Origin of the sequence: Bacteroides uniformis (assembly GCF_025147485.1) — a bacterium.
GTDB classification, from domain to species: domain Bacteria; phylum Bacteroidota; class Bacteroidia; order Bacteroidales; family Bacteroidaceae; genus Bacteroides; species Bacteroides uniformis.
Genome location: NZ_CP102263.1, coordinates 3,012,777 through 3,038,729 on the forward strand (window position 1 = coordinate 3,012,777; position 25,953 = coordinate 3,038,729).

At 46.4% G+C, this 25,953-nt stretch carries 20 protein-coding genes and 1 tRNA gene; 19 read left to right on the forward strand and 2 right to left on the reverse strand.

Annotated elements, in window-relative coordinates:
• Positions 1–119: 119 nt before the first annotated feature.
• The gene (locus tag NQ510_RS11890) at positions 120–881 is read left to right on the forward strand and encodes an SDR family oxidoreductase (protein WP_034525612.1); all 762 of its coding nucleotides are present in this window, start codon (positions 120–122) and stop codon (positions 879–881) included.
• Between the two features lie 100 nt (positions 882–981).
• Entirely contained in the window at positions 982–3,186 is a 2,205-nt protein-coding gene (locus tag NQ510_RS11895; protein WP_005828091.1) for an alpha-galactosidase, read from the forward strand.
• 343 nt (positions 3,187–3,529) lie between these two features.
• Here NQ510_RS11895 and NQ510_RS11900 read toward each other — a convergent pair.
• Positions 3,530–3,602, reverse strand: a tRNA-Lys gene (locus NQ510_RS11900).
• A 138-nt stretch (positions 3,603–3,740) separates the two neighbouring features.
• Here NQ510_RS11900 and ettA point away from each other — a divergent pair.
• The 12 genes from ettA to NQ510_RS11960 all read left to right on the forward strand — a co-directional run bounded on the left by ettA (position 3,741) and on the right by NQ510_RS11960 (position 20,334).
• Positions 3,741–5,438 (forward strand): energy-dependent translational throttle protein EttA, encoded by a 1,698-nt coding sequence (gene ettA / locus NQ510_RS11905; protein ID WP_005828098.1) that lies wholly within the window; start codon positions 3,741–3,743, stop codon positions 5,436–5,438.
• A gap of 224 nt (positions 5,439–5,662) precedes the next feature.
• The gene (locus NQ510_RS11910) at positions 5,663–8,410 is read left to right on the forward strand and encodes a TonB-dependent receptor (protein WP_005828100.1); all 2,748 of its coding nucleotides are present in this window, start codon (positions 5,663–5,665) and stop codon (positions 8,408–8,410) included.
• A gap of 12 nt (positions 8,411–8,422) precedes the next feature.
• Positions 8,423–10,915, forward strand: coding sequence for a choice-of-anchor J domain-containing protein (locus NQ510_RS11915; protein WP_008663142.1), 2,493 nt, complete (start codon positions 8,423–8,425; stop codon positions 10,913–10,915).
• Positions 10,916–11,012: 97 nt separating this feature from the next.
• The gene (locus tag NQ510_RS11920) at positions 11,013–12,302 is read left to right on the forward strand and encodes a DNA/RNA non-specific endonuclease (RefSeq protein ID WP_005828102.1); all 1,290 of its coding nucleotides are present in this window, start codon (positions 11,013–11,015) and stop codon (positions 12,300–12,302) included.
• 147 nt (positions 12,303–12,449) lie between these two features.
• Complete coding sequence (locus tag NQ510_RS11925; RefSeq protein WP_005828103.1) at positions 12,450–13,787, forward strand: DEAD/DEAH box helicase; 1,338 nt, start codon at positions 12,450–12,452, stop codon at positions 13,785–13,787.
• A gap of 274 nt (positions 13,788–14,061) precedes the next feature.
• Positions 14,062–15,129, forward strand: a complete 1,068-nt coding sequence (gene serC / locus NQ510_RS11930; RefSeq protein ID WP_005828105.1) for a 3-phosphoserine/phosphohydroxythreonine transaminase — start codon at positions 14,062–14,064, stop codon at positions 15,127–15,129.
• A gap of 110 nt (positions 15,130–15,239) precedes the next feature.
• Positions 15,240–16,160 (forward strand): NAD(P)-dependent oxidoreductase, encoded by a 921-nt coding sequence (locus NQ510_RS11935; RefSeq protein ID WP_005828107.1) that lies wholly within the window; start codon positions 15,240–15,242, stop codon positions 16,158–16,160.
• A gap of 103 nt (positions 16,161–16,263) precedes the next feature.
• Complete coding sequence (locus tag NQ510_RS11940; protein WP_005828109.1) at positions 16,264–17,511, forward strand: DUF1015 domain-containing protein; 1,248 nt, start codon at positions 16,264–16,266, stop codon at positions 17,509–17,511.
• A gap of 130 nt (positions 17,512–17,641) precedes the next feature.
• Complete coding sequence (locus NQ510_RS11945; RefSeq protein WP_005828115.1) at positions 17,642–18,217, forward strand: flavodoxin family protein; 576 nt, start codon at positions 17,642–17,644, stop codon at positions 18,215–18,217.
• Positions 18,218–18,235: 18 nt separating this feature from the next.
• Complete coding sequence (locus tag NQ510_RS11950; RefSeq protein WP_005828117.1) at positions 18,236–18,637, forward strand: FKBP-type peptidyl-prolyl cis-trans isomerase; 402 nt, start codon at positions 18,236–18,238, stop codon at positions 18,635–18,637.
• Positions 18,638–18,701: 64 nt separating this feature from the next.
• Complete coding sequence (locus NQ510_RS11955) at positions 18,702–18,884, forward strand: hypothetical protein (protein ID WP_005828120.1); 183 nt, start codon at positions 18,702–18,704, stop codon at positions 18,882–18,884.
• A gap of 109 nt (positions 18,885–18,993) precedes the next feature.
• Positions 18,994–20,334: an MATE family efflux transporter gene (locus NQ510_RS11960; RefSeq protein ID WP_005828124.1), complete on the forward strand. Its 1,341-nt coding sequence runs from the start codon at positions 18,994–18,996 to the stop codon at positions 20,332–20,334.
• On the opposite strand, the gene NQ510_RS11965 is transcribed toward NQ510_RS11960, so the two are convergent.
• Complete coding sequence (locus NQ510_RS11965) at positions 20,331–21,488, reverse strand: glycerate kinase family protein (RefSeq protein WP_034525615.1); 1,158 nt, start codon at positions 21,486–21,488, stop codon at positions 20,331–20,333. The genes NQ510_RS11960 and NQ510_RS11965 overlap by 4 nt on opposite strands.
• A 450-nt stretch (positions 21,489–21,938) precedes the next feature.
• Here NQ510_RS11965 and NQ510_RS11970 point away from each other — a divergent pair, with 450 nt between their 5' ends.
• From NQ510_RS11970 to NQ510_RS11990, 5 genes are all read left to right on the forward strand, one after another.
• On the forward strand, positions 21,939–22,670 hold the full coding sequence (locus NQ510_RS11970) for a hypothetical protein (protein WP_074668557.1): 732 nt from the start codon (positions 21,939–21,941) through the stop codon (positions 22,668–22,670).
• A gap of 249 nt (positions 22,671–22,919) precedes the next feature.
• The gene (locus NQ510_RS11975; protein ID WP_005828133.1) at positions 22,920–23,069 is read left to right on the forward strand and encodes a hypothetical protein; all 150 of its coding nucleotides are present in this window, start codon (positions 22,920–22,922) and stop codon (positions 23,067–23,069) included.
• Between the two features lie 303 nt (positions 23,070–23,372).
• A complete protein-coding gene (locus NQ510_RS11980) occupies positions 23,373–23,969 on the forward strand; it encodes an IMPACT family protein (protein ID WP_005828136.1) in 597 nt (198 codons plus the stop codon).
• A gap of 157 nt (positions 23,970–24,126) precedes the next feature.
• Positions 24,127–25,251, forward strand: coding sequence for an HpaII family restriction endonuclease (locus tag NQ510_RS11985; RefSeq protein WP_005828138.1), 1,125 nt, complete (start codon positions 24,127–24,129; stop codon positions 25,249–25,251).
• A 64-nt stretch (positions 25,252–25,315) separates the two neighbouring features.
• Positions 25,316–25,879, forward strand: a complete 564-nt coding sequence (locus NQ510_RS11990; protein ID WP_005828141.1) for a nitroreductase family protein — start codon at positions 25,316–25,318, stop codon at positions 25,877–25,879.
• Positions 25,880–25,953: the final 74 nt, after the last annotated feature.

Here is a 25,953-nt window from a genome sequence, read left to right on the forward strand (position 1 = left end):
GCAAAGTTACATAATTTATCGGGATTTTTCGCCTTACTCTAAAATTCATTATTCCTATGAAGTTAAAATAATAAGTAATACCTTTGTTGGCAGTATTGATATTAAAACTTAATAACATGATGGAAAAGAAGATTGTACTCATCACCGGAGCCTCCTCGGGAATAGGGGAAGGCTGCGCGCGTAAATTTGCCATGAACGGTTACCGGCTTATACTCAATGGCCGTAATGTGGAGAAACTGAATGCTGTAAAGAAAGAATTGTTGGAGAAATATGGAGCCGATGTGTATCTGCTTCCTTTCGATGTCCGCGACCGGCAGGCTGCCCATGCCGCCCTCGAATCCCTTCCGGAGGAATGGAAGGCGGTAGACATACTGGTGAACAATGCCGGACTCGTCATTGGGGTGGACAAGGAACATGAAGGTAACCTGGATGAATGGGACATTGTCATCGACACTAACGTGAAAGCCTTGCTTGCCATGACCCGCCTCGTGGTTCCCGGTATGGTGGAGCGAGGCCGTGGTCACGTTATCAATATGGGGTCCATTGCCGGAGATTACGCTTATCCGGGAGGCAGTGTGTACTGTGCCTGCAAGGCTGCCGTCAAGGCCCTTTCCGACGGACTCCGCATCGACCTGGTGGATACCCCGATACGCGTAACGAATATCAAGCCGGGGTTGGTGGAAACCAATTTCTCCGTCGTCCGTTTCCGTGGTAACCGGGAGGCGGCCGATAATGTATATAAAGGTATACGCCCACTGACCGGCGACGATATAGCCGAAGTGGTCTATTTCGCCGCTGCCGTCCCCGAGCATATCCAGATTGCGGAAGTGCTGGTGATGCCTGCCAACCAAGCCACGGGGACAATTGTCAGCCGGAAATAGAATTTGTATAAGGATATGATAAAATGATACTATTTTATCTTCGGGGAAACGCCTACATTTGCGCACAGCTAAATGAATATAGAATCTAAACAAGAAAAGCATGAATTTCAAGAAACGAACAAATTTCCTCTTTGGAGTACTGCTGCTGACCGGCAGTTTGTTGGCTCAAAACGTATGTGTATCCACTCCGAAAACCTCTTTGGTGCTTTCGGCTCCTGAAGGCGGTACACTGAGACACTTGTATTATGGTAACAGACTTTCTGAAGCCGACTTGCAGAATATCTCTGCGGCAGAAGCGAACCATGCAGCCTATCCCGAATATGGATTGAATGCTCCCGTGGAGACGGCCCTCGCTGTGAAGCATGCCGACGGTAACATGACCCTCCAGCTCGAAGTATTGAACGTGACTACCGAAAAGGAAGGGAATGCCGTGACGACTGTCGTGGCACTGAAGGATAAGGTGTATCCCTTCTTCGTCAACGTCTGTTACCGTGCCTGGCAGGATGCCGACGTGATAGAATCCTGGACTGAAATCTCCCATCAGGAGAAGAAGCCGGTGGTGCTCAATCAGTTTGCTTCCGGCTATCTGCCCATCCGCCGTGGCGATGTATGGCTGTCCCATCTCTCCGGTTCCTGGGCCAATGAAGGGGTTTTGACGCAGGAACCTCTCACTCCGGGCATGAAGGTTATCAAGAATAAGGACGGTGTGCGCAATTCCCATACTGACCATGCCGAAGTGATGTTCTCCCTTGACGGCCGTCCGCAGGAGAACACGGGCAACGTGATTGGTGCAGCCCTCTGTTACAGCGGCAACTACAAACTCCGCATTGAGACACACGATGATGAATACCACCATTTCTTTGCCGGAATCAACGAAGAGAACTCTACTTATTCCTTGAAGAAGGACGAGCTTTTCCGCACTCCCGAACTTGCCCTGACTTATAGTAATGAAGGCTTGAGTGGCGGCAGCCGTAACTTCCATCGCTGGGCACGCCTGCACAAACTGGCGCACGGCACTACCCCCCGCAAGATTCTTTTGAATAGTTGGGAAGGCGTGTACTTTGACATCAACCAGCAAGGTATGGACCAAATGATGGCGGACATTGCCTCCATGGGTGGCGAGTTGTTCGTGATGGACGATGGCTGGTTTGGCGACAAGTATCCCCGTAAGAACGACAGCTCATCACTCGGCGACTGGGTGGTGGACAAGAACAAGCTTCCGAACGGTATTGAAGGCTTGCTGAGTGATGCCAAGAAACATGGCGTCAAGTTTGGCATCTGGATTGAGCCGGAGATGGCGAACACTACCAGCGAACTCTACGAGAAGCATCCCGACTGGGTACTTAAAGCTTCCGAACGTGACGTTGTGTTGGGACGCGGCGGCACGCAGGTAGTGCTTGACCTTGCCAATCCTGCCGTGCAGGACTTCGTTTTCGGTGTGGTAGACAACCTGATGACCTCTTATCCTGAAATAGATTACATCAAGTGGGACGCCAATATGTCTGTCCAGAACCACGGTTCGCAATATCTGACGAAGGATAATCAGAGCCACATGTACATCGAATTCCACCGCGGCTTCGAGAAAATCTGCCAGCGCATCCGTGCCAAATATCCCGACCTTACCATCCAGGCATGTGCCAGTGGCGGCGGTCGTGCCAACTACGGAGTGCTGCCTTACTTCGACGAGTTCTGGGTAAGCGACAATACCGATGCCCTGCAACGTGTCTATATGCAGTGGGGAACTTCCTATTTCTTCCCCGCCATCGCTATGGCATCGCATATCAGTGCTGCCCCCAATCATCAGACGTTCCGCACCATCCCTCTGAAATATCGGATAGACGTTGCCATGAGTGGTCGTTTGGGTATGGAAATCCAGCCCAAAAATATGACGGAAGAAGAAAAGGCTCTTTGCAAGAATGCCATTGCCGAGTACAAGACCATTCGTCCCGTAGTACAGTTGGGAGACATTTACCGCCTGCTCTCTCCTTATGACAAGCAAGGTGTGGCTTCTCTGATGTACGTGGCTCCGGAGAAGGACAAGGCAGTCTTCTATTGGTGGAAGACGGAACATTTCTGTAACCAGCACCTGCCGCGTGTGAAGATGGCAGGGCTCTGTGCCGACAAGCAATACCGGGTGCATGAACTGAACCGTATAGATAATGTTCCCTTGAACTACGAAGGAAAGAGTTTCAGTGGTGCCTACCTCATGGCAAACGGGCTGGAGATTCCCTACAACCATAAGGTGGACTATCACAAGCAGAACGACTATTCGAGCCGTGTGCTTTATCTGGAAGAGGTGAAGTGACATAAGCAAAGGTGAGGTTGGGCCGTGTAAAGGTGAACTTGAGCGGCGTAAAGGTGAGGTTTATGGGTACAGTTGGTACAGTGGGTACAGCGTCTCTTCTATCTCACACACGCATGTATATAAATAATGTACGCGTTATGAAGTAATGTACATAAGCGCATGTGTGTGAAGCAGAAGAGGCGCTGTACCCACTGTACCAATTGTACCACTGTTTGGATGTCCAACTTTTCTTTTCGTACCCTTTTGGGACTTTCAGGTAAGATGGAAACATAAAAAAAGTCCCACAATACATTGATATTGTAGGACTTTTTTCTTTTTGTCGCCTTCTGGCTTTGTTTCTATGTGAACCGCTTGGGGCTCGAACCCAAGACCCCAACATTAAAAGTGTTGTGCTCTACCTGCTGAGCTAGCGATTCAATCCTTCATTGCTGTTAAGCGGGTGCAAAGATAGATACTTTTTTGAAATTTGCAAAATAATATCATCTTTTTTCTTATCTTTGTCCCCATCAATCCTTGATATTAATCATTATCACTGAACATTAATCATTAAATACATGGCAACAGTAGACGATAAAAAGATTATCTTTTCTATGGTTGGGCTGAATAAAACCATTCAGCAGAACAACAAGCAGGTACTGAAGAACATTTACCTCTCGTTCTTCTACGGGGCAAAAATCGGTATCATCGGTCTGAACGGTTCGGGTAAATCGACCCTGCTGAAGATTATCGCCGGATTGGATAAGTCCTATCAGGGCGAAGTGGTGTTCTCGCCGGGATATTCTGTGGGGTATCTGGCCCAGGAACCGTACCTCGACCCCACCAAGACCGTAAAGGAAATTGTAATGGAAGGCGTGCAGCCCATTGTGGACGCGCTGGCAGAATACGAGGAAATCAATCAGAAGTTTGGCTTGCCCGAATATTATGAGGACCAGGACAAGATGGACAAGCTCTTCTCCCGCCAGGCCGAGTTGCAGGACATCATTGACGCGACCGATGCCTGGAACCTTGACAGCAAGCTGGAACGCGCCATGGACGCCCTCCGTTGTCCGCCCGAAGACCAGTCCGTAGAACATCTTTCCGGTGGTGAGCGCCGCCGTGTGGCCCTTTGCCGCCTATTGTTGCAGAAGCCCGACGTGCTTCTTCTTGACGAGCCCACCAACCACCTTGATGCCGAATCCATCGACTGGCTGGAACAACACTTGCAGCAGTACGAGGGTACGGTGATTGCCGTAACGCACGACCGTTACTTCCTCGACCACGTTGCCGGCTGGATTCTTGAGCTGGACCGTGGCGAAGGTATTCCCTGGAAAGGTAACTACTCCAGTTGGCTGGAACAGAAGACCAAGCGCATGGAGCAAGAGGAAAAGACCGCCAGCAAGCGCCGCAAGACGCTGGAACGCGAGCTGGAGTGGGTGCGCATGGCTCCCAAGGCCCGTCAGGCAAAGGGAAAGGCGCGTCTGAACTCCTACGACAAATTGCTGAACGAGGATGTGAAGGAGAAGGAAGAGAAGCTGGAAATCTTTATCCCGAACGGTCCCCGTCTGGGTAATAAGGTGATTGAAGCCAAGCATGTGGCAAAGGCGTTCGGTGACAAACTGTTGTTCGATGACCTCAACTTCATGCTTCCACCCAACGGTATCGTGGGTATCATCGGCCCTAACGGTGCCGGTAAGACTACGCTTTTCCGTCTTATCATGGGACTGGAAAAGGCAGACAAAGGCGAATTCGAGGTGGGGGAGACCGTAAAGGTTGCCTACGTGGACCAGCAGCACAAGGATATCGACCCCAACAAGAGCGTATATCAGGTCATTTCCGGCGGAAACGATCTGATTCGCATGGGAGGGCGCGACATTAATGCACGCGCCTATCTGTCCCGTTTCAACTTCTCCGGTGCCGACCAGGAAAAGCTCTGTGGGGTGCTTTCCGGTGGTGAACGCAACCGCTTGCATCTGGCGCTCTGCCTGAAGGAGGAAGGTAATGTGCTGTTGCTGGACGAGCCCACCAATGACATCGACGTGAATACGCTCCGTGCCCTCGAAGAAGGTTTGGAGGACTTTGCCGGATGTGCTGTGGTCATCAGTCACGACCGTTGGTTCCTTGACCGTATCTGTACGCATATCCTCGCTTTCGAAGGAGACTCCAATGTGTTCTTCTTTGAAGGTTCTTATTCAGAATATGAGGAAAATAAACAGAAACGTCTTGGGAAAGAAGAACCCACCCGTGTACGTTATAGAAAGCTCATGAATGATTGATTTCGGTGCGAATTTGAAAGTATATTCTTTTACTTGTTGACAATACGAAAGCCCTGCTGTAGAATGCAGGGCTTTTTTTGTTTAAAAATATCTCAAAAAAGCCTTTCTACCTTCAAAAAATGTAACATAAATATAACATTAATCTCGTTTTTATTAGTTATATTTGCGACTTAAAACATAAATTAATGTTTAATTAACACTATCTATTAACAAAAAACAGAATTATGAGAAAACATCTAATTCAATTCCTGTTGGTTGCAGTGTTGTCGGTATTTAGTGCCGCTGCATTTGCTCAGACTACAGTGAGAGGTCAGCTTGTTGATTCAGAAACAGGTGAACCGTTAGTGGGTGCCGCCGTCATGGTGGAAGGTACTACACAAGGATCGGTGACCGACATTGATGGCTATTTCAAGCAAAGCGTTGCTTCGAATGCGACATTACTATTCAAGTACGTGGGTTATAAAGACCAGAAGAAGAAGATTACGCAGAAGGGCGCTTCTGTGGATTTGGGTGCTATCCCAATGGAACCGGATGCTGTGATGCTGAAGGACGTAGTGATTACATCGTCTATTGCTGTGGCACGCAAGACTCCGGTTGCAGTATCTACTGTCGACCCCGTATTTATTGAAGATAAGATAGGTTCTCAGGAGTTACCGCAAATCTTGAAATCTACTCCGGGTGTTTATGCTTCTAATGAGGGAGGTGGCTTTGGTGATTCCAACATAAAGATTCGTGGTTTTAAGTCAGAATATGTGGCTATGATGATTAACGGTGTACCCATGAACGGAATGGAAAACCAGAAAGTATACATGAGTAACTGGGGTGGTTTGATTGATGTGGCCAGCAGTATTCAGGTACAACGTGGACTTGGTGCCAGCAAGGTGTCAACTCCTTCAGTAGGTGGCTCACAAAACATTATAACCAAGACTACTGATGCCAAGAAAGGCGGCTTCATCTCTTACGGCATGGGTAATGACGGCTACAGTAAAGTGATGTTCAGTGTCTCTTCCGGTCTGACAAAAGATGGTTGGGCCTTTACTTTATTGGGTGCCAGAGATAAACGCGACGGTTATATTCAAGGTACGGAATCCGAGGCCTACACTTGGTTCATGAGTATTGCAAAACGTATCAATGACAACCATCAACTTTCATTTACAGCTTTTGGAGCACCTCAGTGGCATAATCAGCGTAATATGGCAAATGGTTTGAATATCAAGGAGTATCAGCGTGTAAAACAATGGATGGGTGAGGAAAGTCCCTATCGTTACAATTCTACTTTCGGTTATCGCAATGGACAAGTGATGAACTCTTCACGTAACGAATACCATAAGCCCCAGATGTCTCTTAATCATTTGTGGCAAATCAACCATAAGTCAAGCCTCAGTACAGCAGCTTATATGTCTATCGGTACTGGTGCGGGCTATAGTGGTACGGGGGTAACGGGGTACACCAGCTCTTGGTACGGTACGGCCAGTGATGGTACGGTGAACACTCAGTTCCGTTGTCCTGATGGTACTTTTGATTATGATGCTGTGGATAAGCTCAATGCAGATAACTATACTAATCCGGTGAATGTGAGTGGAATGCCCGGTTATAAAGGTTCGCTGATGATTATGAACAAAGCCTCGAACGACCATTTCTGGACAGGATTGATTTCTACTTATACCACTAAGTTTGGTGATTACTTTGATTTCTATGGTGGTATTGACTTCCGCTATTATAAAGGTTTGCACAAGAATGTCATTACCGATCTTTTTGGAGGGCAGTATTATGTAGACTCTTATAACCGTAAGAGTGTATTGGCTGAGAATAGTGTGAATGGTGGAGTCACCTCCTGGGTAAACCAGAAGTTGGGAGTAGGAGATGTGATTCGTCGTGACTACGACGGTTTTGTGATGTACGAAGGTGGTTTTGCCCAATTGGAGTATAATAAAGATAAAGTGAGTGCATTTGTTTCAGGTGGTCTTACAAATACCAGTTATTGGCGTAAAGACCGTTTCTATTATAGTGGTGACAAACAGCTGTCTTCGAAGAAACATTATTTGGGAGGCAATGTGAAAGCTGGTTTGAATTACAACCTTGATGATTACAATAACGTATTCTTCAATACCGGATTTATCAGCCGTGCTCCTATTTTTGATAATACCTTCATCAATTCTCAGAGTTCACATGAACGTAATCCTGATGCTAAGAATGAGAAAGTTTACTCTTTCGAATTAGGTTATGGATATCGTAGCCAGTATTTCTCAGCCAATGTAAACGCCTATTATACTATGTGGAAAGACAAGGCTTTATATGATACCGGATCCTATGAAGACGTAAACGGGGCTTCTCAACGTTGGACAATGAACATGACCGGTGCGCAGGCTAACCACATGGGTATAGAGCTTGACTTTATTGCCAAGCCTTTCCGCTGGATGGAAGTTAACGGTATGTTCTCTTGGGGAGACTGGCGCTGGAATGGGACAGCGAAAGGCTTCATGATGAATACTGAAGGCCAGATTATGGCGAATAGCCGTGGTGAAGTGGTGACAGATATGAGTAATGTAGATCAGTACAAGTATACCATTGAAATGGATAATGTACAGGTGGGCGGTTCTGCTCAGACTACAGCTGCTTTGGGAGTGACATTCCGCCCAATGAAAGGCTTGCGTCTTAATGCAGACTGGAACTTCTTTGCACGCAATTATGCCGATTATGACATTGATGCGAGCCAAGCCACTCAAAAAGAGGCTTACGTGGTGGAAAAACCTTGGGAGATTCCTTCATGGAGCACATTTGATGTAAGTGCAGGATATACCTTTGACTTCGGTAAGATTCGTGCTACACTGAGCGGCAATGTGAACAACTTGTTCAACCAAGAGTACATAGCCGATGCACGCGATGGAAGTAACCATGACTGGGAGACGGCCACACGTGTTATCTATGGTTGGGGACGTACTTATACTGTAAGATTGAAGTTGAATTTCTAAGCGAACATATTTATGAAAAAACATATATTATTAGGAACCGCATTGGCTTCGCTGTTTGCACTTGGGGCCTGCGATTATAACGAGGATAATTTCCCCGGATTTGATGAAAAAGAAACCATCACGGATGTCAGTACCGATACCCTCGTATTGGCTGATGCCCATTATGGCAAAATAGCTTCTATGCCGAAGAACCAAGGGATAGCTCTCGCCAAGGATCCCGAGGGGCAGACTTATCTTACGGCATTGAACCAGCTGGGTAAAACCAAGATGTTTACTGATATGGTAGCTCCTGAAGATTATCTGCCTGCATTTGTCGATTCGCTCTACGCATATCTGTCAGATGGTTCCAAGGTGCTGGTGCAGTACAATATCGGCAAGGAGCAACCTGAATATCTCTCGAAGATAAACGAAGCTCAGACTTTCGATCTTACTTCTGACAATTACGCTACAGTATGGGGGGAAAGCATGGTAGTGAAATATCTCACCCCTTCTACGTTGAAGAAGCTTCCTGCTTTGTTGAAGGAAGGTATCAAGAACCCGAAGACGGGAGATGTGTGCCAAGTGAATTACGCTTGGTCGGAGACCGAGCCCAGTACAGGCGGCGGTGCAGTGAAAATGGTATACCAGAAAGTAACTTCTATTGATGCCGAAGGAGGTAATTATGTCATTGTGGCTCCGACGAAGGACAATACTTGGATTCCTTTCGGTCAGTTCAAAGACCCGGATAAGACGTATGGTTATATGGAGGGTGAACCGGTAGAGATTGCGGATGGTTTCATCACCAGCGATGTGTCCAATCATATCATGACACTTACTCCTACGGAAAAAGGTTTCACTATGCAACGTCCGGATGGCAAGTTCATCTATCAGAGTGGTACGTTTAACAGTTTCAACATCAGTACTTCCATACCCGAGGGTGGGGATTGGAGCTTTGCTTACAACTATGACCGTAAGGCATTTGATGTAAAAAATGTGGAAAAGGACAAAATCATCAAGCTGAATTTCTATGAAAAAGGAAACTCTTATTCATACGGTTCTTATCCGAATGCTACGTTGGGCATTTATATGAATGAGTCGTTCAATGGAAACGAGGGCGGTTTCACTACTCAAAATGTGAAACTTACCGGCACGTTAACTAATGTATGGAAGGTGGATGGTAAATATGGTTGGAAGGGTAGTGCTCATGTAGGAGATAGCGATTTTGAATCGGAAGCATGGGTGGTTTCTCCTATTATAGATTTAGCAAAAGCGAAGGCTCCTCTTCTTAAGGTAGATATTGCCATTAATTTCTTGAATGGTAACAATCGTGCTGATTTTATTGAATTGCTGGCTTCGGAAGATTATGTGGATGATGTGGCTACTGCTGAATGGAAGGCTCTGAATGTACCTCAATGGCCGGAAGGCAAGAATTGGAATTATGTAAATTCCGGTGATATTGACCTGAGTGCTTACGAGGGCAAGAAGATAGCCATTGCTTTCCGTTATAAGAGTACTACAGAGTGTGCGCCTACTGTAGAGTTTAAGAATATGTCACTTACAAGTACCGTATCAGGGTATTATGAGGGTGTGGATATTTATAAGGAGATTCCTGAATCAGAAGCTGAAATGCCAGCTCGTGCCGTTACCCGTGCATCAGACGTGAAGCCAAATGCTTCTGCTCTCTACCAGTATGACGGTTCGGCTTGGACTGCCTACGAAGAAAGCGCAAGTATCGGTATCCGTGTGATGCAACCTGCCGATTATGTTTCTACCGGTTCGGACTATTTGAGCGATGCTGATGCCGTATTGCCCGTTTATCTGAAGAATGCATTCCCTTACGCACAGAGCGGGGATGTCAAGGCAGTAGTTTATTTCGGAAATAAGGAGTATGATGTGATGGCCGATGAATATGGCTTCGATGGCACTGCATGGGTGAAGAAGAATACCGAAACGGAAACTGCTGAAATGGCATTCCTGAAGACTGACGGCAAATGGATGGAAGCAAAAGAGTATTATAGCAATGACTTTGCTGGTGAACTTCATAACGATGCCCAGATTGTGAATGTGAAGCTTGATGGCATGAATTATGTATGGAGTGCAGGTGCAGGTTATACCCGTATCAAGGCAAGCGGTTATTATCAGCGTAACCGCGATACGGAGGCATGGCTTGTAACCGGTGAGGTAGATCTTACCGAAGCTATTGCCCCACAGATGGTATTCACTGCTTCGGCAGACTATTTGTATGGAGGCAAAATTGAGAACGCAGTGTCTGTACATGTGTCCGAAAATTATATCCCTGCGGCTTCTACTGCTACTGAGGAAGAGAAGATTGCAGCATTGCAGGGAGCGGCTTGGAGTGATCCGTTGTCGTTCGAGTGGCCTACAAGCTCTAAAGAGATCGAAATGCGTACTTCCATGGCTGACTATGTGGGCAAGAAAGTATATGTGGCATTCCGTTATGCAAGTAATACTGATCCTGGATTTGCTCCTACATTCTACATGAGTAACTTTGTGGTGAAGGAATAATTCCTGAGGTTGTGCAATAGACAATGTGGTAATGGACTTTACTGTCCATTACCACATTTGCATTCTTAGTATCGTAAAATCAAATTTAGAAACATAGATGAAAAAACTGTCTTACTTATTTCTTTTGCTGGTCGGAATTTGGCTGGCTGGATGTGATGATTCTTCAGAGGCTTCGCTCATTCCCGAGATAATACCTACCGAGCAGGGTTCGGATACTTACGTGATGAAGGGCTATGAGTCGAGCGACAATGGTTTCAACGTGTATAAGCCCAAGGCTATCGGCACCCCTTTCTATATCCAGTCCAAAGCTTTTACCGGGCGTAATTACGCATTTGCTCCTGTTAATAGTGAGTCGCTGGAAGGGCTTACTGTTGTTCCGTCTGCCGATGCTTTCAGCGAAAGCGTTGAGGTGAAACCCTCTACGTGCTATTGGGTGCGTTTCAACCGCTACAATCATTATCAGATGGGCAAGCTCCGCGTGGCCTATATTCACGGTAATGAAGTGGGCATAGAGTATGTGGCTTCTGAGGATATAGATGTGAAAAATGCCAATATTGCTGATAACAATAAAGCAGACAATCTTGAAATCCCAGCTCTCAATGCAACCAATCAATATATTGAATACTATGCAGGCGTGTCTGATGAGGAAGGTGCCGGGCAGGTACTCAATTTCTCTTTGGAATACATCGCTTCCAAGAAGCATTCGGCTTGGGTGGCATTCAGTTTCGACCCGATTACTGCGCAAGACAACGTGAAGCGTGCCAACGAGTGGAATCAAGACGACCCCAATATTGACAACAGCGTGGAGGTGACTGAATCCATGCATAAGAGCGATGGGTACGACAAGGGGCATCTTTGTGCCAGCGAAGACCGTGTGTACAGTAAAAGTGCCAATAAGCAGACCTTCTACTACAGTAATATCTCGCCACAGATAGGGAGTTTCAATCAAAAGTATTGGGCGGCTCTTGAGAAGCAGGTGCAGACTTGGGGACGTTCCACCATCAATGGCACATACGACAAACTTTATGTCGTGAAAGGTGGTACTACTGACCGTTTGCTTACCAATTTCACAGGTGTGAAGAAAGCCAATGACGGGCTTTATCCCACCACCAATGCCGACGGGCTGACACTTGGCGGACTCATTTGCCCCAGCTATTATTACATGGCTCTGTTGAGCGAGAAGGCAGGGGTTTATCATACTATCGCTTTTTTAGTCCCTCATTCTGAATTATTGCCAGAAAAACCTGGAAAAGATGAATTTATGGTTTATGCCGTTTCTATTAAAAATTTGGAGTACGAAACTGGTATCGACTTCTTCTGTAACCTGCCTAATGAGATAGAGAAGACTGTAGAAGCTACTTATAGTGCTGACGATTGGGCTTGGTAAAAGCTTCAGAAACTATAAGGAGAGTCTCCCCTTTTAGTATGACGGGCATGTCATGATTTAGGTAGCTTTCTTAAAAGCTGTTTTCGTTTTGATGGAAACTGACTTCTTATCCGTATCTTTGCATATTGATTAAAAAAAGAGATATTCATGGAACTTTCGGATATACTTCATAATTTGAAGATACAAGAACTTACTCCGATGCAGGAGGCTGCTAAGGAAGCCTATCAATCAGCCCAAGATTTAGTGCTTCTTTCGCCTACCGGTTCGGGTAAGACACTGGCTTTTCTCCTTCCGCTGGTACAGACCTTGAAAGCGGATATACAAGGTGTGCAGGCTCTTGTACTAGTACCTTCACGCGAATTGGCTTTGCAGATAGAAACTGTGTTCAAGTCCATGGGAACTCCTTTCAAAGCTATGAGCTGCTATGGCGGACGCCCTGCCATGGAAGAACACCGGACAATGAAAGGCATTCATCCCACCGTCATTATCGGTACTCCGGGACGTATGAGCGACCATTTGAGGAAAGAAAATTTCAATGCCGCCACTGTCGTCACTCTGGTGATAGATGAATTCGACAAGTGTCTTGAGTTCGGCTTCCATGACGAGATGGCGGAGGTTATCGGACAGCTTCCCTCACTGAAAAAGCGTGTGCTTCTCTCGGCCACCGATGCAGAGGAAATACCGCAATTTGCCGGAGTAGGAGGTGATTCCCCGTCTTCCGGCTCCCGGCTCATGAAGCTTGATTTTCTTGCTCCGGAAGCTCTTGCTCCGCGTTTGCGGCTGCACAAGGTTATTTCTCCGGAGAAGGACAAGCTGGAGACCCTCTATAATCTGCTTTGTACTCTCGGCTATCATTCCACTCTGGTATTCTGCAATTATCGTGAAAGCGTGGAGCGTGTTGTTGGGTACCTGAAAGCCAGGAAGTTCCCTTGCGACATGTTTCATGGCGGTATGGAGCAACCCGACCGCGAACGTGCGCTTTACAAGTTCCGTAATGGCAGTTGCGCCGTGCTGATATCTACAGACCTTGCCGCCCGCGGACTGGATATTCCGGGTATTGAGAATGTGGTGCATTACCATCCTCCCGTAAACGAGGAAGCCTATACACACCGTAATGGACGTACCGCCCGTTGGGAGGCATCGGGAAATGCATATCTTGTCCTGCATGCCGAGGAGCGGGTACCCGAGTACATTTCTGAAGACATCGAAACGTACGAGTTTCCGGAGACGCTTCCCAAACCGGCCAAGCCCCGATGGGCTACCTTATATATAGGTAAAGGGAAAAAGGATAAGTTGAACAAGATAGATATTGTCGGCTTCTTGTATAAAAAAGGAGGGATGGCGCGTGAAGATGTCGGGCAGGTGGACGTAAAGGAACACTATGCCTTTGTAGCCGTGCGCCGCAGTAAAATGAAACAATTGTTGACGCTGGTACGCGGTGAAAAAATCAAGGGAATGAAAACTGTTATCGAGGAAGCAAAATGATTTATCTTATAAATATTCATTTTATTTGCGCTTATTCTTTTGAATATGAAGTAATGAAACCGCCTTGCTTTTAGTTTCTCTAAAAGTATTATCCTTGATAAGTAAAGATAACAAAATGGTGCATATATCTTGTATAAACCATTAAAAAGTAAGCTAAATGCGGCTTAAAAATAGAATTTCATCAGGAAAGGTTTGTTTTGAAGAAATATTTCCGTAATTTCGCAAAGTCGAAAGACATTAATGAACGAAATTGTATAACCAAAACAAACTTCAAATGAAAAAGCATAATTTCAATGCAGGACCTTCTATCCTTCCTCGTGAGGTGATTGAGAATACGGCACAAGCTATTCTTGATTTCAATGGCTCAGGCCTCTCACTGATGGAAATCAGCCACCGTGCCAAAGACTTCCAACCCGTTGTGGACGAAGCTGTGGCATTATTCAAAGAATTGCTCAATATCCCCGAAGGATATTCGGTACTGTTCTTGGGCGGTGGTGCCAGTTTGGAATTCTGCATGGTACCCTTCAACTTCCTTGAAAAGAAAGCTGCTTACCTGAATACGGGTGTATGGGCCAAGAAAGCCATGAAAGAAGCTAAGGCATTCGGTGAAGTAGTTGAAGTCGCTTCTTCCGCTGAATCTACTTATACTTATATTCCGAAGGACTATACAGTGCCTGCTGATGCAGACTATTTCCACATCACTACCAACAATACAATCTACGGTACGGAACTGAAAGAGGATTTGGACGTAAACGTTCCGATGGTGGCCGATATGTCTTCTGATATTTTCTCCCGTCCCATCGACGTATCCAAATATATCTGTATCTATGGTGGTGCGCAGAAGAATCTGGCTCCTTCCGGTGTTACATTCGTCATCGTGAAGAATGACGCGCTGGGTAAGGTATCCCGCTATATCCCGACCATGCTGAACTATCAGACGCATGTGGATAGCGGCTCTATGTTCAATACTCCTCCCGTTGTCCCCATCTATGCAGCCCTGCAGACATTGCGCTGGATTAAGGCAGAGGGTGGCGTGAAGGAAATGGAACGCCGTGCCATCGAAAAGGCCGATATGCTGTATGCTGAAATTGACCGTAACAAAATGTTTGTGGGTACGGCTGCCAAAGAAGACCGTTCACGCATGAACATCTGCTTTGTGATGGCTCCCGAATACAAGGAATTGGAAGCTGACTTCCTGAAGTTCGCTACCGAAAGAGGTATGGTAGGTATCAAGGGACACCGTTCTGTAGGTGGATTCCGTGCATCCTGCTATAATGCCATGCCGAAGGAAAGCGTGCAGGCTTTGATTGACTGCATGCAGGAATTTGAGAAACTTCATTAATAATATTGTTTTTCACCACAGATTACGCAGATTTGCACAGATTGTTTTTATGATTAAACTCTGTGATAATCTGTGTCATCTGTGGTGAGTCTTTTTAATATCATGAAATTATGAAAGTATTAGTTGCAACAGACAAACCGTTTGCCAAAGTGGCAGTAGACGGTATCCGTAAAGAAATAGAAGCAGCAGGTTACGAACTCGTGCTGCTGGAAAAATATGGTGAAAAAGCCAAGCTGTTGGAGGCTGTGAAAGATGCCAACGCTATCATTATCCGCAGTGACATCATTGATGCTGAAGTGCTGGATGCCGCCAAGGAACTGAAGATTGTGGTGCGTGCCGGTGCCGGTTATGATAATGTGGACCTGGAAGCAGCTACTGCCCACAATGTATGTGTAATGAATACTCCGGGACAGAACTCCAATGCTGTGGCCGAATTAGCTTTTGGCTTGATGGTGATGGCTGTCCGTAATATGTATAACGGTACTTCCGGTACTGAACTGATGGGCAAGAAGCTGGGTATCCACGCTTATGGTAACGTAGGCCGCAACGTAGCCCGTATTGCCAAAGGCTTCGGTATGGAGATTTATGCGTTCGACGCTTTCTGCCCGAAAGAAGTAATCGAGAAGGATGGAGTGAAGGCTGTGGGTTCTGCTGAAGAGCTTTACTCTACTTGCGACGTCGTTTCCCTGCATATTCCTGCAACTGCCGAAACGAAGAATTCCATCAATTATGCATTGGTGAACAAGATGCCGAAGGGCGGACTGCTGGTGAACACAGCCCGTAAGGAAGTCATCAATGAAGCAGAGCTTATCCAGCTGATGGAAGAGCGCACCGACTTGAAATACATGACCGACATTATGCCTGCTGCCAATGAAACATTTGCAGCCAAGTTTGCCGGACGTTATTTCTCTACACCGAAAAAGATGGGGGCCCAGACTGCTGAAGCCAATATCAACGCAGGTATTGCCGCTGCCAAGCAGATTGTAGGCTTCCTGAAAGACGGTTGCGAGAAGTTCCGCGTAAACAAGTAATATTTTTAGTAGGCGCGGATTACGCGGATTTCACGGAGTTTTTATTTTCCGTACAGTTCCGTGTAATCTGCGCCTAAGTATTCCATTAAAACATCTAATTACCATGGCAATCATTAAACCTTTCAAAGGAGTCCGTCCTCCCCAAGACTTAGTAGAACAAGTAGCTTCCCGCCCGTATGATGTACTCAATTCAGAGGAAGCCCGCATAGAAGCGGAAGGTAATGAAAAATCCCTATATCATATTATCAAGCCGGAAATAGATTTTCCCGTCGGTACGGATGAGCATGACGAACGTGTTTATCAGAAAGCTGCAGAGAACTTCCGTATGTTCCAGGAGAAAGGCTGGCTGGTGCAGGACGATAAAGAAAACTATTACGTCTATGCCCAGACCATGAACGGCAAGACACAGTACGGTCTTGTTGTCGGTGCCTATGTTCCCGATTATATGAACGGCGTTATCAAGAAGCACGAGTTGACTCGTCGTGATAAAGAGGAGGACCGTATGAAGCATGTCCGCGTGAACAATGCCAACATTGAGCCCGTATTCTTTGCCTATCCCGATAACGCTGCACTGGATGCCGTCATTTCCCGTTATACAGCGGGGAAACCGGTATACGACTTTATCGCTCCGGGTGACGGTTTCGGCCATACCTTCTGGATTATAGACAAGCAGGAGGACATTGATGCCATTACCCAAGAGTTTGCCCAAATGCCCGCTCTCTACATTGCCGATGGGCATCATCGCAGTGCCGCTGCCGCTTTGGTGGGTGCGGAGAAAGCCAAGCAAAATCCCAATCACCGTGGTGACGAAGAGTACAACTACTTCATGGCTGTGTGCTTCCCTGCCAACCAGTTGACTATTATTGACTATAACCGGGTGGTGAAGGACTTGAACGGCATGACTCCCGAAGAGTTTCTGGCTGCTGTGGGCAAGAATTTCATCGTGGAGGAGAAAGGTGAGGACATCTATAAGCCGTCCGAACTGCATAACTTCTCCCTCTATTTGAACGGAAAGTGGTACAGCCTTACTGCCAAACCGGGTACTTATAATGATAACGACCCCATTGGAGTACTGGATGTAACCATCTCCTCCAATCTGATACTGGATGAAGTGCTCGGCATCAAAGACCTCCGTTCCGACAAGCGTATTGACTTTGTAGGCGGCATCCGTGGTCTGGGAGAGTTGAAGAAGCGGGTGGACAGTGGTGAGATGAAAGTGGCATTGGCCCTCTATCCCGTTTCCATGAAGCAGCTGATGGACATCGCCGATACGGGCAACATCATGCCTCCCAAGACAACTTGGTTTGAGCCGAAGTTGCGTTCGGGGTTGGTGATTCATAAACTGGACTAAATGAATTGATATAAACTGAAACGGGGATGTCTTCCACTAAAAGACATCCCCGTTTTTTTCGGATTAAAACAGAATAATAAGGTTATTATGTAGAAAATGCCGACCTTTGCCGAAAAATTGAGAGTATACAATGAAGGTATTGATTCTTAACGGTAGTCCTCGTCGTCATGGCAACATGTCGAAAATGTTGGAGCTGATGAAGCAGGAACTTGAAGGCTGCGGAGTTGGAACAGTTTATATAGACGTTCCACAGTTGCAGGTACATCCCTGCATCGGTTGCATGAAGTGTCGCAGTTCATTGAAGTGTTGTCTGCCCGAGGATGGGGCACAGAGAGTGTTGCAGTCTATGAAAGAAGCCGATGCAGTGATAATCGGTGCCCCTTGCTATTGGGGAAACATGCCGGGAGAAGTGAAAGTGCTTTTCGACCGTATGGTTTACGGTATGATGGGGGAGAACTCCTGGGGAATGCCCCTTCCGCTTCATAAGGGCAAGAAAGCGATTGTGGTAAGCACTTGTACTACCCCTTATCCTTTCAATATTCTCTATAATCAGACGCACGGTGTGGTGAAAGCTTTCAGGGAGATTCTGAAATGGAGTGGTTTCAAGATTGTGAAAACCATTGAGAGGGGAGGTACTAAGAAGCATCCTGAGCTGACGGAAAAGGATATGCGGAACTGCAAGAAAGCAGTGCACAAATTATTGTAAAGTATTGAAAAAGTCAATATGAGTAGAAAAGAAGAATATAAATTGCAGAACGAACAGTTTCTGGAGCAGTTGCGTACGGCAGAAGGAATCAAGGAATTGCCTTGCGGCATACTTTATCGGGTATTGGAGGAAGGCAGAGACGGTCCGACACCACGTCTCAACAGTGTAGTATCTGTGCATTATAAAGGCACTCTTATCAATGGGCGTGAGTTCGATAATTCGTGGAAACGGAAGTGTCCGGAGGCTTTTCGTCTGAATGAAGTGATTGAGGGCTGGCAGATTGCCTTGCTACGAATGCATCCCGGAAGTCGTTGGATTGTATATATCCCTTACACCATGGGATACGGTACACGTACCAGTGGACCCATTCCGGCGTATTCCACACTGATATTTGAAGTGGAATTACTAAATATCTCGTGACACTGCTGAACAATTTGCTTTTTTATCTTGTTCTCATATAAGAATTTAGAAAAACTCAATAGGTATGAATATAGATAAGAAAGCAGGGCATATTGACCCGAAAGTAGCATTGTCCCAGGCAGAACATGAAAAGGGAACAGTACCCGGACAACAGATTGGCCTTTACGGTAATGCAGACAAGAGAGATGTTCGTCAGGTCGTAAAGATTCTGAATCCTGACAAAAACAGTATGGAGAGCAGAGGTTAACCCTCTGCTTTTTTTATTACATGCCTCTTTCTTCGTCGAGTCCAGATGATTTGTTGGAGGGTTTTGTATCTTTGTACCCGGAAATGAAACTCTTAAAAACAAAAGCAGGATGCTACGGAAAGGAGACCTCACTCAAGGAGGCATAACCGGTACTTTATTACATTTTACCCTACCCATGATGGTAGGGTCTTTTTTGCAGCAATGCTACAACATTGCAGATACGCTCATTGTAGGCCAATGCATTGGTGCAGGGGCGTTGGCGGCGGTCGGTTCGGCATACACATTGATGGTTTTCCTTATATCCGTTTTGCTGGGACTGGCGATGGGCAGTGGCACTGTGTTCTCTTTACATTATGGTGCCGGAAACCATGTAGCACTGCGTCGTAGCATATTCAGTTCGTTTGTACTGATAGGTATCGTGACATTGATACTGAATGTAGCCGTTTTTATCTGGCTCGACCCTATTCTCCGGCTGTTGCAGGTCCCGCAAGACATATACGGCATGATGCGCAGCTACTTGTGGATAATCTTCTGCGGTATAGTTTTCACCTTTATCTATAACTTCTACGCATCTCTGCTGCGTGCAGTAGGGGATTCTGTCACTCCGCTTTGGTTTCTGGCAGTTTCTGTCGTTCTGAATATAGCGCTCGACTTGTTTTTTATCCTACAACTGGATTGGGGGATTCAGGGTGCGGCTGCGGCCACTGTCCTCGCTCAAGGAGTAGCTGCTCTGGGCATCATCATTTATACTTACAGAAGGCGTCCGGAACTGCGATGGCATCATGAAGATATGTGTTTTGACCGTACTTGCTTGAAGGAAATAGCTTCCTTCTCTACACTGACTTGCATCCAACAGTCGGTGATGAATCTGGGAATCCTGATGGTACAGGGACTTGTCAACAGCTTTGGAACAGCGGTAATGGCAGCTTTTGCGGCAGCTGTGAAGATTGACTCTTTCGCCTATATGCCCGTGCAGGAATTTGGGAACGCCTTTTCCACCTTTATTGCACAGAACTTCGGGGCCGGACGTTACGACCGTATCCACCGGGGTGTTCGCAGTGCATTTGTCACGGCTGTTGTTTTTTCGCTCCTTGTGTCCGTATTGGTTTTCATCTTTGCCAAACCGTTGATACTTATCTTTGTCCGTCCGGACGAAACGGAGATTATTGCGGTGGGAGTGGCGTACCTACGCATTGAAGGTGCTTTCTACTGTGGCATCGGTATCTTGTTTTTGCTGTACGGATACTACCGGGCCATCCGTATGCCGGGCATGTCTGTTGTGCTGACCGTGCTGTCGCTGGGCACCCGTGTAGTTCTTTCTTACTGGCTTGCTTCGATACCTGAGATTGGGGTGACAGGCATCTGGTGGTCCATCCCCATCGGCTGGCTGATTGCCGACGTGGTCGGTATCTGGTGCTATCGGTATGTTAAAGGAGTTAGAGGGAGTTAAAAGAAAATCCGGCAAATTTGCTCCACTGTCCTTTGGATATTTTCTTGAGCAAACTCGGGTTGCATGGCCTGCTCCAAAGAGATGGGAGAGGGGGTAATGGAGAATACGCCCCGGAATCCGGCTGCATTCAGTATCCCGGCATCCTCTATCGCTCCTGCCAGCAGGATGACGGGAATATGTTGCCTCCTTGCTTCCTGCAAGATGCCCGAAGGTACTTTCCCCATAAGAGTCTGCCGGTCCGATTTCCCTTCTCCGGTGATGAGGAGGTCGGCATCCTTAATCTTTTCTGCAAAGTCCAGAGTTTCCAAAAGAAGCTCTATGCCGGGTTTCAACTGTGCATCCAGAAATGCGTGGAGACCGCCCCCCATACCGCCTGCCGCACCGGCACCGGGATGCAAGGATACGTCTTTGCCGGTAGTGTGGAATATGACGTCTGAAAGATGCTGCATGGCAATATCCAGTTCCTTCACCATATCCGCGTCTGCTCCTTTTTGGGGAGCGAATACGTGGGCTGCTCCATTGGGACCGAAGAAAGGATTGCGTACATCACACGCCGTCGTGAAACATGCCTTTTTCAGTGCGGGATGGGCAGAAGAGCTGTCTATGGAGCTGATTTCCGATAGAAGGGCACCGCATAGGGCGATGCCTTTTTCCATGCTTCCCACTTCGTGTCCTTCTTTATCGAAGAAACGGAATCCCAATGCTTGCAGCATTCCCAGACCGGCATCGTTCGTGGCGCTCCCTCCAAGTCCGATGACGAAACGGAGGCATCCCCGTTCCAAGGCATCGTGTATCAGTTCGCCCGTTCCGAAGGTGGTGGTTTTCATCGGATTCCTTTTGTCGGCAGGAACCAGTGGCAGGCCGCTGATGGCAGCCATTTCTACGAATGCGGTATTGCCGTCTCCGGAGATGCCGTAACTGGCATCGCACGGTTGCATCAACGGGTCGTGGGCACGGACGGTGATACGTTTTCCGTTACTGGCTGCAAGTAGGACGTCGAGCATGCCTTCTCCACCGTCGGCCACGGGGAGCACGATGGTTTGGCATTCGGGACATGCGGCATGTACCCCTTGGGCGGCAGCTTCTCCGGCTTCTGCCGAGGTGAGGCATCCTTTGAAGGAATCGATGGCAATCACTATCTTTTGAGGCTTCATTTTAAATAACTGGTAGTCTATTTTCTGGAGGATCGATCCAGCCTGCAGATACATGTTCTTAGGTTGCGGATATCTGTTTTAAGTGCGAAAATAAAGCTTATTTTCAATACTTACAATGTTTAGTTCAAATAGTTTGAAACTTTCTTCAGATGATTTGGAAGTCCTTTGTTAAATGTTAGAGAGGATAATTTGACGTTTTTGTCATGTCTATTTTCGTAGGAAAAAAAGTTAGATAAAATAAACTATCGATACTTATATTCTTTGGTGCGTAAAATTCTTAAAAAGAAGAGCGAGTAATAGTAGAAAATAATATAGTTTCACTGAAAAATATCTATTTTTGCGGTAGATATACTTTTATGAAGGTTTTCGATAGGTATATTTTCATATGAATTGTCTCAAAAGTGAGTAATATTAGTTTAATGGTCGATAGGTTTATAAAAATAATAATTTATGCTATATCATTATACATCATTAGCAACATTTGCGTTGATTTTGACAACAAAGTCTATTAAGTTTAATCGCTTGGATTTAGTAGATGATCCGGATGAGAGTTTGTTTGGCTATGGGGATAGCGACATGAAATTGAATTCATCTTCGTTTGTTTCGTGTTGGACAGAGGATAAAGTAGAGAATATTGCTCTATGGAAAATGTATACAGACTTGAAAGGAGTGAGAATCGGGCTTGACAAGGATATGTTTGTTGTATATAAAATTAATGATAAAACTTCTTTTCTTAAAGAAAGATTCTATCGTGATGGACATTTAGCAGTAAGTAGTGATATGAATAATACAGAACCTTGTAATGTAAAGTATGATTTAAAAGATGATAATGATGCTGTTAAATGTTATAAAGAATATGCTGTTTCTTGTAAGAACGGTGACATTTTGCTTCATACTAATGAAATAGGGATTCATAAAAAGAAGTATTGGGATTTTCAAAAAGAGGCACGTTTCATAATAAGGGGAATGTCTGTTAATGAAAAAGGAGCTATTATAGATAGACCTCTTGAAAGAGAATCTTTTTATATACCGTTAAAATGGGAAGCTATGAAAAAAATGCAAGTTGTTTTAGGACCTAAAGCAGGAGAAGGTGAAAGAGCTATAGTTGATGCTTTGCTCTATAAAATTTTTCAAGATGATCATGATATTGATGTAAAAAAGAGTGTTGTAAGGATTAGATAATGATAGAATTTTACCTAAGTTTGTAAATGACATTTGGCTAAAATAAAATTTGAATAACCAAGAGATAGAGGTTTTACAGAGAATTTTCAAAGAACGTCAGTCAACATCCAAAGTGTTTGTACATTCTAAGAGCATTTGGAAAAAGTGATGTTGACATATGTGTTATTGTGATGGCGAAAGTGTTCTAGTCTCTTACAAAAGGCTTTCATCAAAGGATTGTTTGGTTATAAGGAAGTAATGTCCACTTCTATGACAACTATATTGGAGGAAATTAAGTGTGGCTTGCAAGTTACTAAAGCTACTCTCAAAATTATTGCTGTAAGTACTGGTGAATCGGAATTGACATATGATATGCGTGAGCAAGAAAAATATGAGAATCTGTTGGCACATATTTATTGATATTTCACTCTTTTTTATCTTCTTGATGGAGTAGAGTTTTTTGTTCCAATGGATGAAGTCCGGCAGATTAAAAGTTGCGGAGAAGTTGTCAGAGCTACATGACGAACTACGTACATGTAATGATTTTAGTAGTCCAAGTGAACTTCGCAATTTGAATATTTTTATCACTTGTCTGTTCTTTTGCTTTTTTACCGAAGACATAGGCTTTTTTGTGCATGACTAATTCACTGGTGTAAGGACATAACAGCGTAAAAATCTCTTTTCTTATTTCTACCACTTTTGATTTTGCATTATCTTTGCAGCATGAGCGAAGATACGTATAAAACCATCGTTGCCCCTTCCGAGGGCATTTACACTGAAAAGCGCAGCAAGTTCATTGCTATTGCCCTGCCGGTGCGTACAGTAGAGGAGGTGAAGGCGCATCTGGAAACTTACCAGAAGAAATACTACGACGCCCGCCACGTGTGTTACGCCTACATGTTGGGCCATGAGCGGAAGGACTTCCGTGCCAACGACAACGGCGAGCCATCGGGTACGGCAGGCAAGCCGATTCTGGGACAAATCAATTCCAACGAACTGACGGATATTCTCGTCATCGTAGTGCGCTACTTCGGCGGTATCAAGTTGGGTACGAGTGGACTGATTGTAGCTTATAAGGCTGCTGCCGCCGAAGCCATTGCCGCTGCCACCATCATTGAAAAGACGGTAGATGAGGCGGTGACTTTCCTCTTCGAATACCCCTTCATGAACGATGTGATGCGGGTGGTGAAGGAGGAGGAGCCGGAAATTCTGGAACAGTCGTATGATATGGACTGCCGTATGACGCTCCGCATCCGTCAGTCCATGATGCCGAAGTTGCGGGCACGGTTGGAGAAAGTAGAAACATTAAGGTTTGAATAATACAACAAATGGGATAAGAGCCCCTTTTAATAGGGAAGTTGTTCGTTTCCTTTAACGGAACAAGTTGTTTTCCTATGAGGAACAGACTGTTTTCTTTGCGGAAACGGCACCACTCCTTATGAAAGGCTGACTCCCCCCTTTAAACAAAAGAAAGTTTATGGCATTTAGTGCAACAAAAAGAGAACTGGGTGAGCTCTACACCTTCTTTCGCCTGCTGGCGGATGGAGCCGTGTCATTGGGCACACCGAAAGCTGAAAAAGACGAAACCCTGCGCTGGCCCGTTGCCTTGATACAGAGGGAAGAGCATGACGGTACGCGCCGTTACTATATCGAAGCGCAGGAAGTGCGCATTGTCAGCGGAACTGCCGGGAAGGACGGTTCGTTTGTTCCGGGCGAGAAGGAGGAACTGCGTTTCCCCCGCGAAGACTTTGGTGATGCGGCAGAGTTGGTTCTGCATCTGCTGAAGAACGTTTCGGGCGAGGAAGTGGAAGTGTCCGAAGGTTTGGAAGCCTTTTTGGATGCTGTCAACATCTTCGACCTGGAAGCAAAGACGGAGGACCGTACCGACTTCTCCGTTGCCTTCTGGCATCCCGAAGCACCTCTAACGGGCTTCAATGTCCGTTGTCGTCTTACCCCGATGAATCCGTTGCTGGACGGAGGGCGCACGGCGAATCTGAAGCTGGAGCAAAGCGGTGTCAAGTTTGCCGTGCCCACGGTGAACAAGGTGAATGCCCTGCCGGAATCTCCTACGGAAGTGGCAGAACGCATGATGATGATTGAGCGACTGGGCGGCGTGCTGAAGTATGCCGACGTTGCCGACCGCGTGTTCCGCTGCAACTTGCTGATGATAGACCTCCACTTCCCCCGCATGCTTGCCGAGATGGTACGCTTGATGCACTTGGACGGCATCACCCGCATCAGCGAATTGACGGAGCGCATCAAGGAGATGAATCCGTTGAAGATAAAGGACGAGTTGATAAACAAGCACCGCTTCTACGAGTTCAAGATGAAGCAGTTCCTGCTGGCACTTGCCCTCGGCATGCGCCCTGCCAAAATTTATAACGGTACGGACTCTGCCGTCGAAGGCATCTTCCTGACGGACGGCAGCGGGCAGGTACTTTGCTACCACAAATCCCGTCCGCAGGTCTTTGCAGACTTCCTCTATCAGAATACGCGTTTGGAGAAAGGTGCCGTAGAGAAAGATAAATACGGCTTCTTGGAGCGCGAGAACGGCGTCTGGTACTTCAAGCTGAATGTAAAGATTGGGCTGGTGAAACGGTGAAACAGCCCCACTGAACACGTACTGATGTGCATTATCAACTATCAATTCTCAAATAAATAAATAAATGAACGAGACATTACAAACCATCAAGGCACGCCGCAGCGTCCGTGCCTATACGGAACAGCAAGTTTCCGCAGAAGATTTGAACCTTATCCTTGAGGCGGCTACCTATGCTCCCAGTGGTATGCATTTGGAGACGTGGCACTTTACCGCCATCCAGAATAAGGAGGTGCTGGAAGAGCTGAACGATAAAATCAAAGGTGCCTTTGCCAAGAGTGACGACCTCCATACACGGGAGCGTGGACACAGCCAGACTTATTGTTGCTACTATCATGCCCCCACGTTGGTCATTGTCTCCAATGAGCCGGACAAGTGGTGGGCCGGTATGGATTGTGCCTGCGCCTTGGAGAACATTTTTCTTGCAGCCAAGTCCCTCGGCATCGGTTCCTGCTGGATTAACCAGTTGGGGCAGACCTGCGACGACCCCGATGTCCGCGCTTTCTTGACAAAGCTGGGTGTACCCGAGAGCCATAAGGTATATGGCTGCGCAGCCCTGGGATATGCTCCCGCCGATGCTCCGGTGAAGGAGAAAAAGGTGAAGGAAGGTACGGTGACCATCATCCGCTAAACAGAGATACCCGCAGGAGAGGTGGCGGTCAGGTAATTAATCATACATGAAGCAAAATAACGTATAATTCCGCC

What these genes read in the sequence shown, in the direction of transcription:
- NQ510_RS11890 (WP_034525612.1), top strand. Translation starts at nt 120, where the DNA reads ATGGAAAAGAAGATTGTACTCATCACCGGAGCCTCCTCGGGAATAGGG.
- NQ510_RS11895 (WP_005828091.1), top strand. Translation starts at nt 982, where the DNA reads ATGAATTTCAAGAAACGAACAAATTTCCTCTTTGGAGTACTGCTGCTG.
- ettA (WP_005828098.1), top strand. Translation starts at nt 3,741, where the DNA reads ATGGCAACAGTAGACGATAAAAAGATTATCTTTTCTATGGTTGGGCTG.
- NQ510_RS11910 (WP_005828100.1), top strand. Translation starts at nt 5,663, where the DNA reads ATGAGAAAACATCTAATTCAATTCCTGTTGGTTGCAGTGTTGTCGGTA.
- NQ510_RS11915 (WP_008663142.1), top strand. Translation starts at nt 8,423, where the DNA reads ATGAAAAAACATATATTATTAGGAACCGCATTGGCTTCGCTGTTTGCA.
- NQ510_RS11920 (WP_005828102.1), top strand. Translation starts at nt 11,013, where the DNA reads ATGAAAAAACTGTCTTACTTATTTCTTTTGCTGGTCGGAATTTGGCTG.
- NQ510_RS11925 (WP_005828103.1), top strand. Translation starts at nt 12,450, where the DNA reads ATGGAACTTTCGGATATACTTCATAATTTGAAGATACAAGAACTTACT.
- serC (WP_005828105.1), top strand. Translation starts at nt 14,062, where the DNA reads ATGAAAAAGCATAATTTCAATGCAGGACCTTCTATCCTTCCTCGTGAG.
- NQ510_RS11935 (WP_005828107.1), top strand. Translation starts at nt 15,240, where the DNA reads ATGAAAGTATTAGTTGCAACAGACAAACCGTTTGCCAAAGTGGCAGTA.
- NQ510_RS11940 (WP_005828109.1), top strand. Translation starts at nt 16,264, where the DNA reads ATGGCAATCATTAAACCTTTCAAAGGAGTCCGTCCTCCCCAAGACTTA.
- NQ510_RS11945 (WP_005828115.1), top strand. Translation starts at nt 17,642, where the DNA reads ATGAAGGTATTGATTCTTAACGGTAGTCCTCGTCGTCATGGCAACATG.
- NQ510_RS11950 (WP_005828117.1), top strand. Translation starts at nt 18,236, where the DNA reads ATGAGTAGAAAAGAAGAATATAAATTGCAGAACGAACAGTTTCTGGAG.
- NQ510_RS11955 (WP_005828120.1), top strand. Translation starts at nt 18,702, where the DNA reads ATGAATATAGATAAGAAAGCAGGGCATATTGACCCGAAAGTAGCATTG.
- NQ510_RS11960 (WP_005828124.1), top strand. Translation starts at nt 18,994, where the DNA reads ATGCTACGGAAAGGAGACCTCACTCAAGGAGGCATAACCGGTACTTTA.
- NQ510_RS11965 (WP_034525615.1), bottom strand. Translation starts at nt 21,488, where the DNA reads ATGAAGCCTCAAAAGATAGTGATTGCCATCGATTCCTTCAAAGGATGC.
- NQ510_RS11970 (WP_074668557.1), top strand. Translation starts at nt 21,939, where the DNA reads ATGCTATATCATTATACATCATTAGCAACATTTGCGTTGATTTTGACA.
- NQ510_RS11975 (WP_005828133.1), top strand. Translation starts at nt 22,920, where the DNA reads ATGACAACTATATTGGAGGAAATTAAGTGTGGCTTGCAAGTTACTAAA.
- NQ510_RS11980 (WP_005828136.1), top strand. Translation starts at nt 23,373, where the DNA reads ATGAGCGAAGATACGTATAAAACCATCGTTGCCCCTTCCGAGGGCATT.
- NQ510_RS11985 (WP_005828138.1), top strand. Translation starts at nt 24,127, where the DNA reads ATGGCATTTAGTGCAACAAAAAGAGAACTGGGTGAGCTCTACACCTTC.
- NQ510_RS11990 (WP_005828141.1), top strand. Translation starts at nt 25,316, where the DNA reads ATGAACGAGACATTACAAACCATCAAGGCACGCCGCAGCGTCCGTGCC.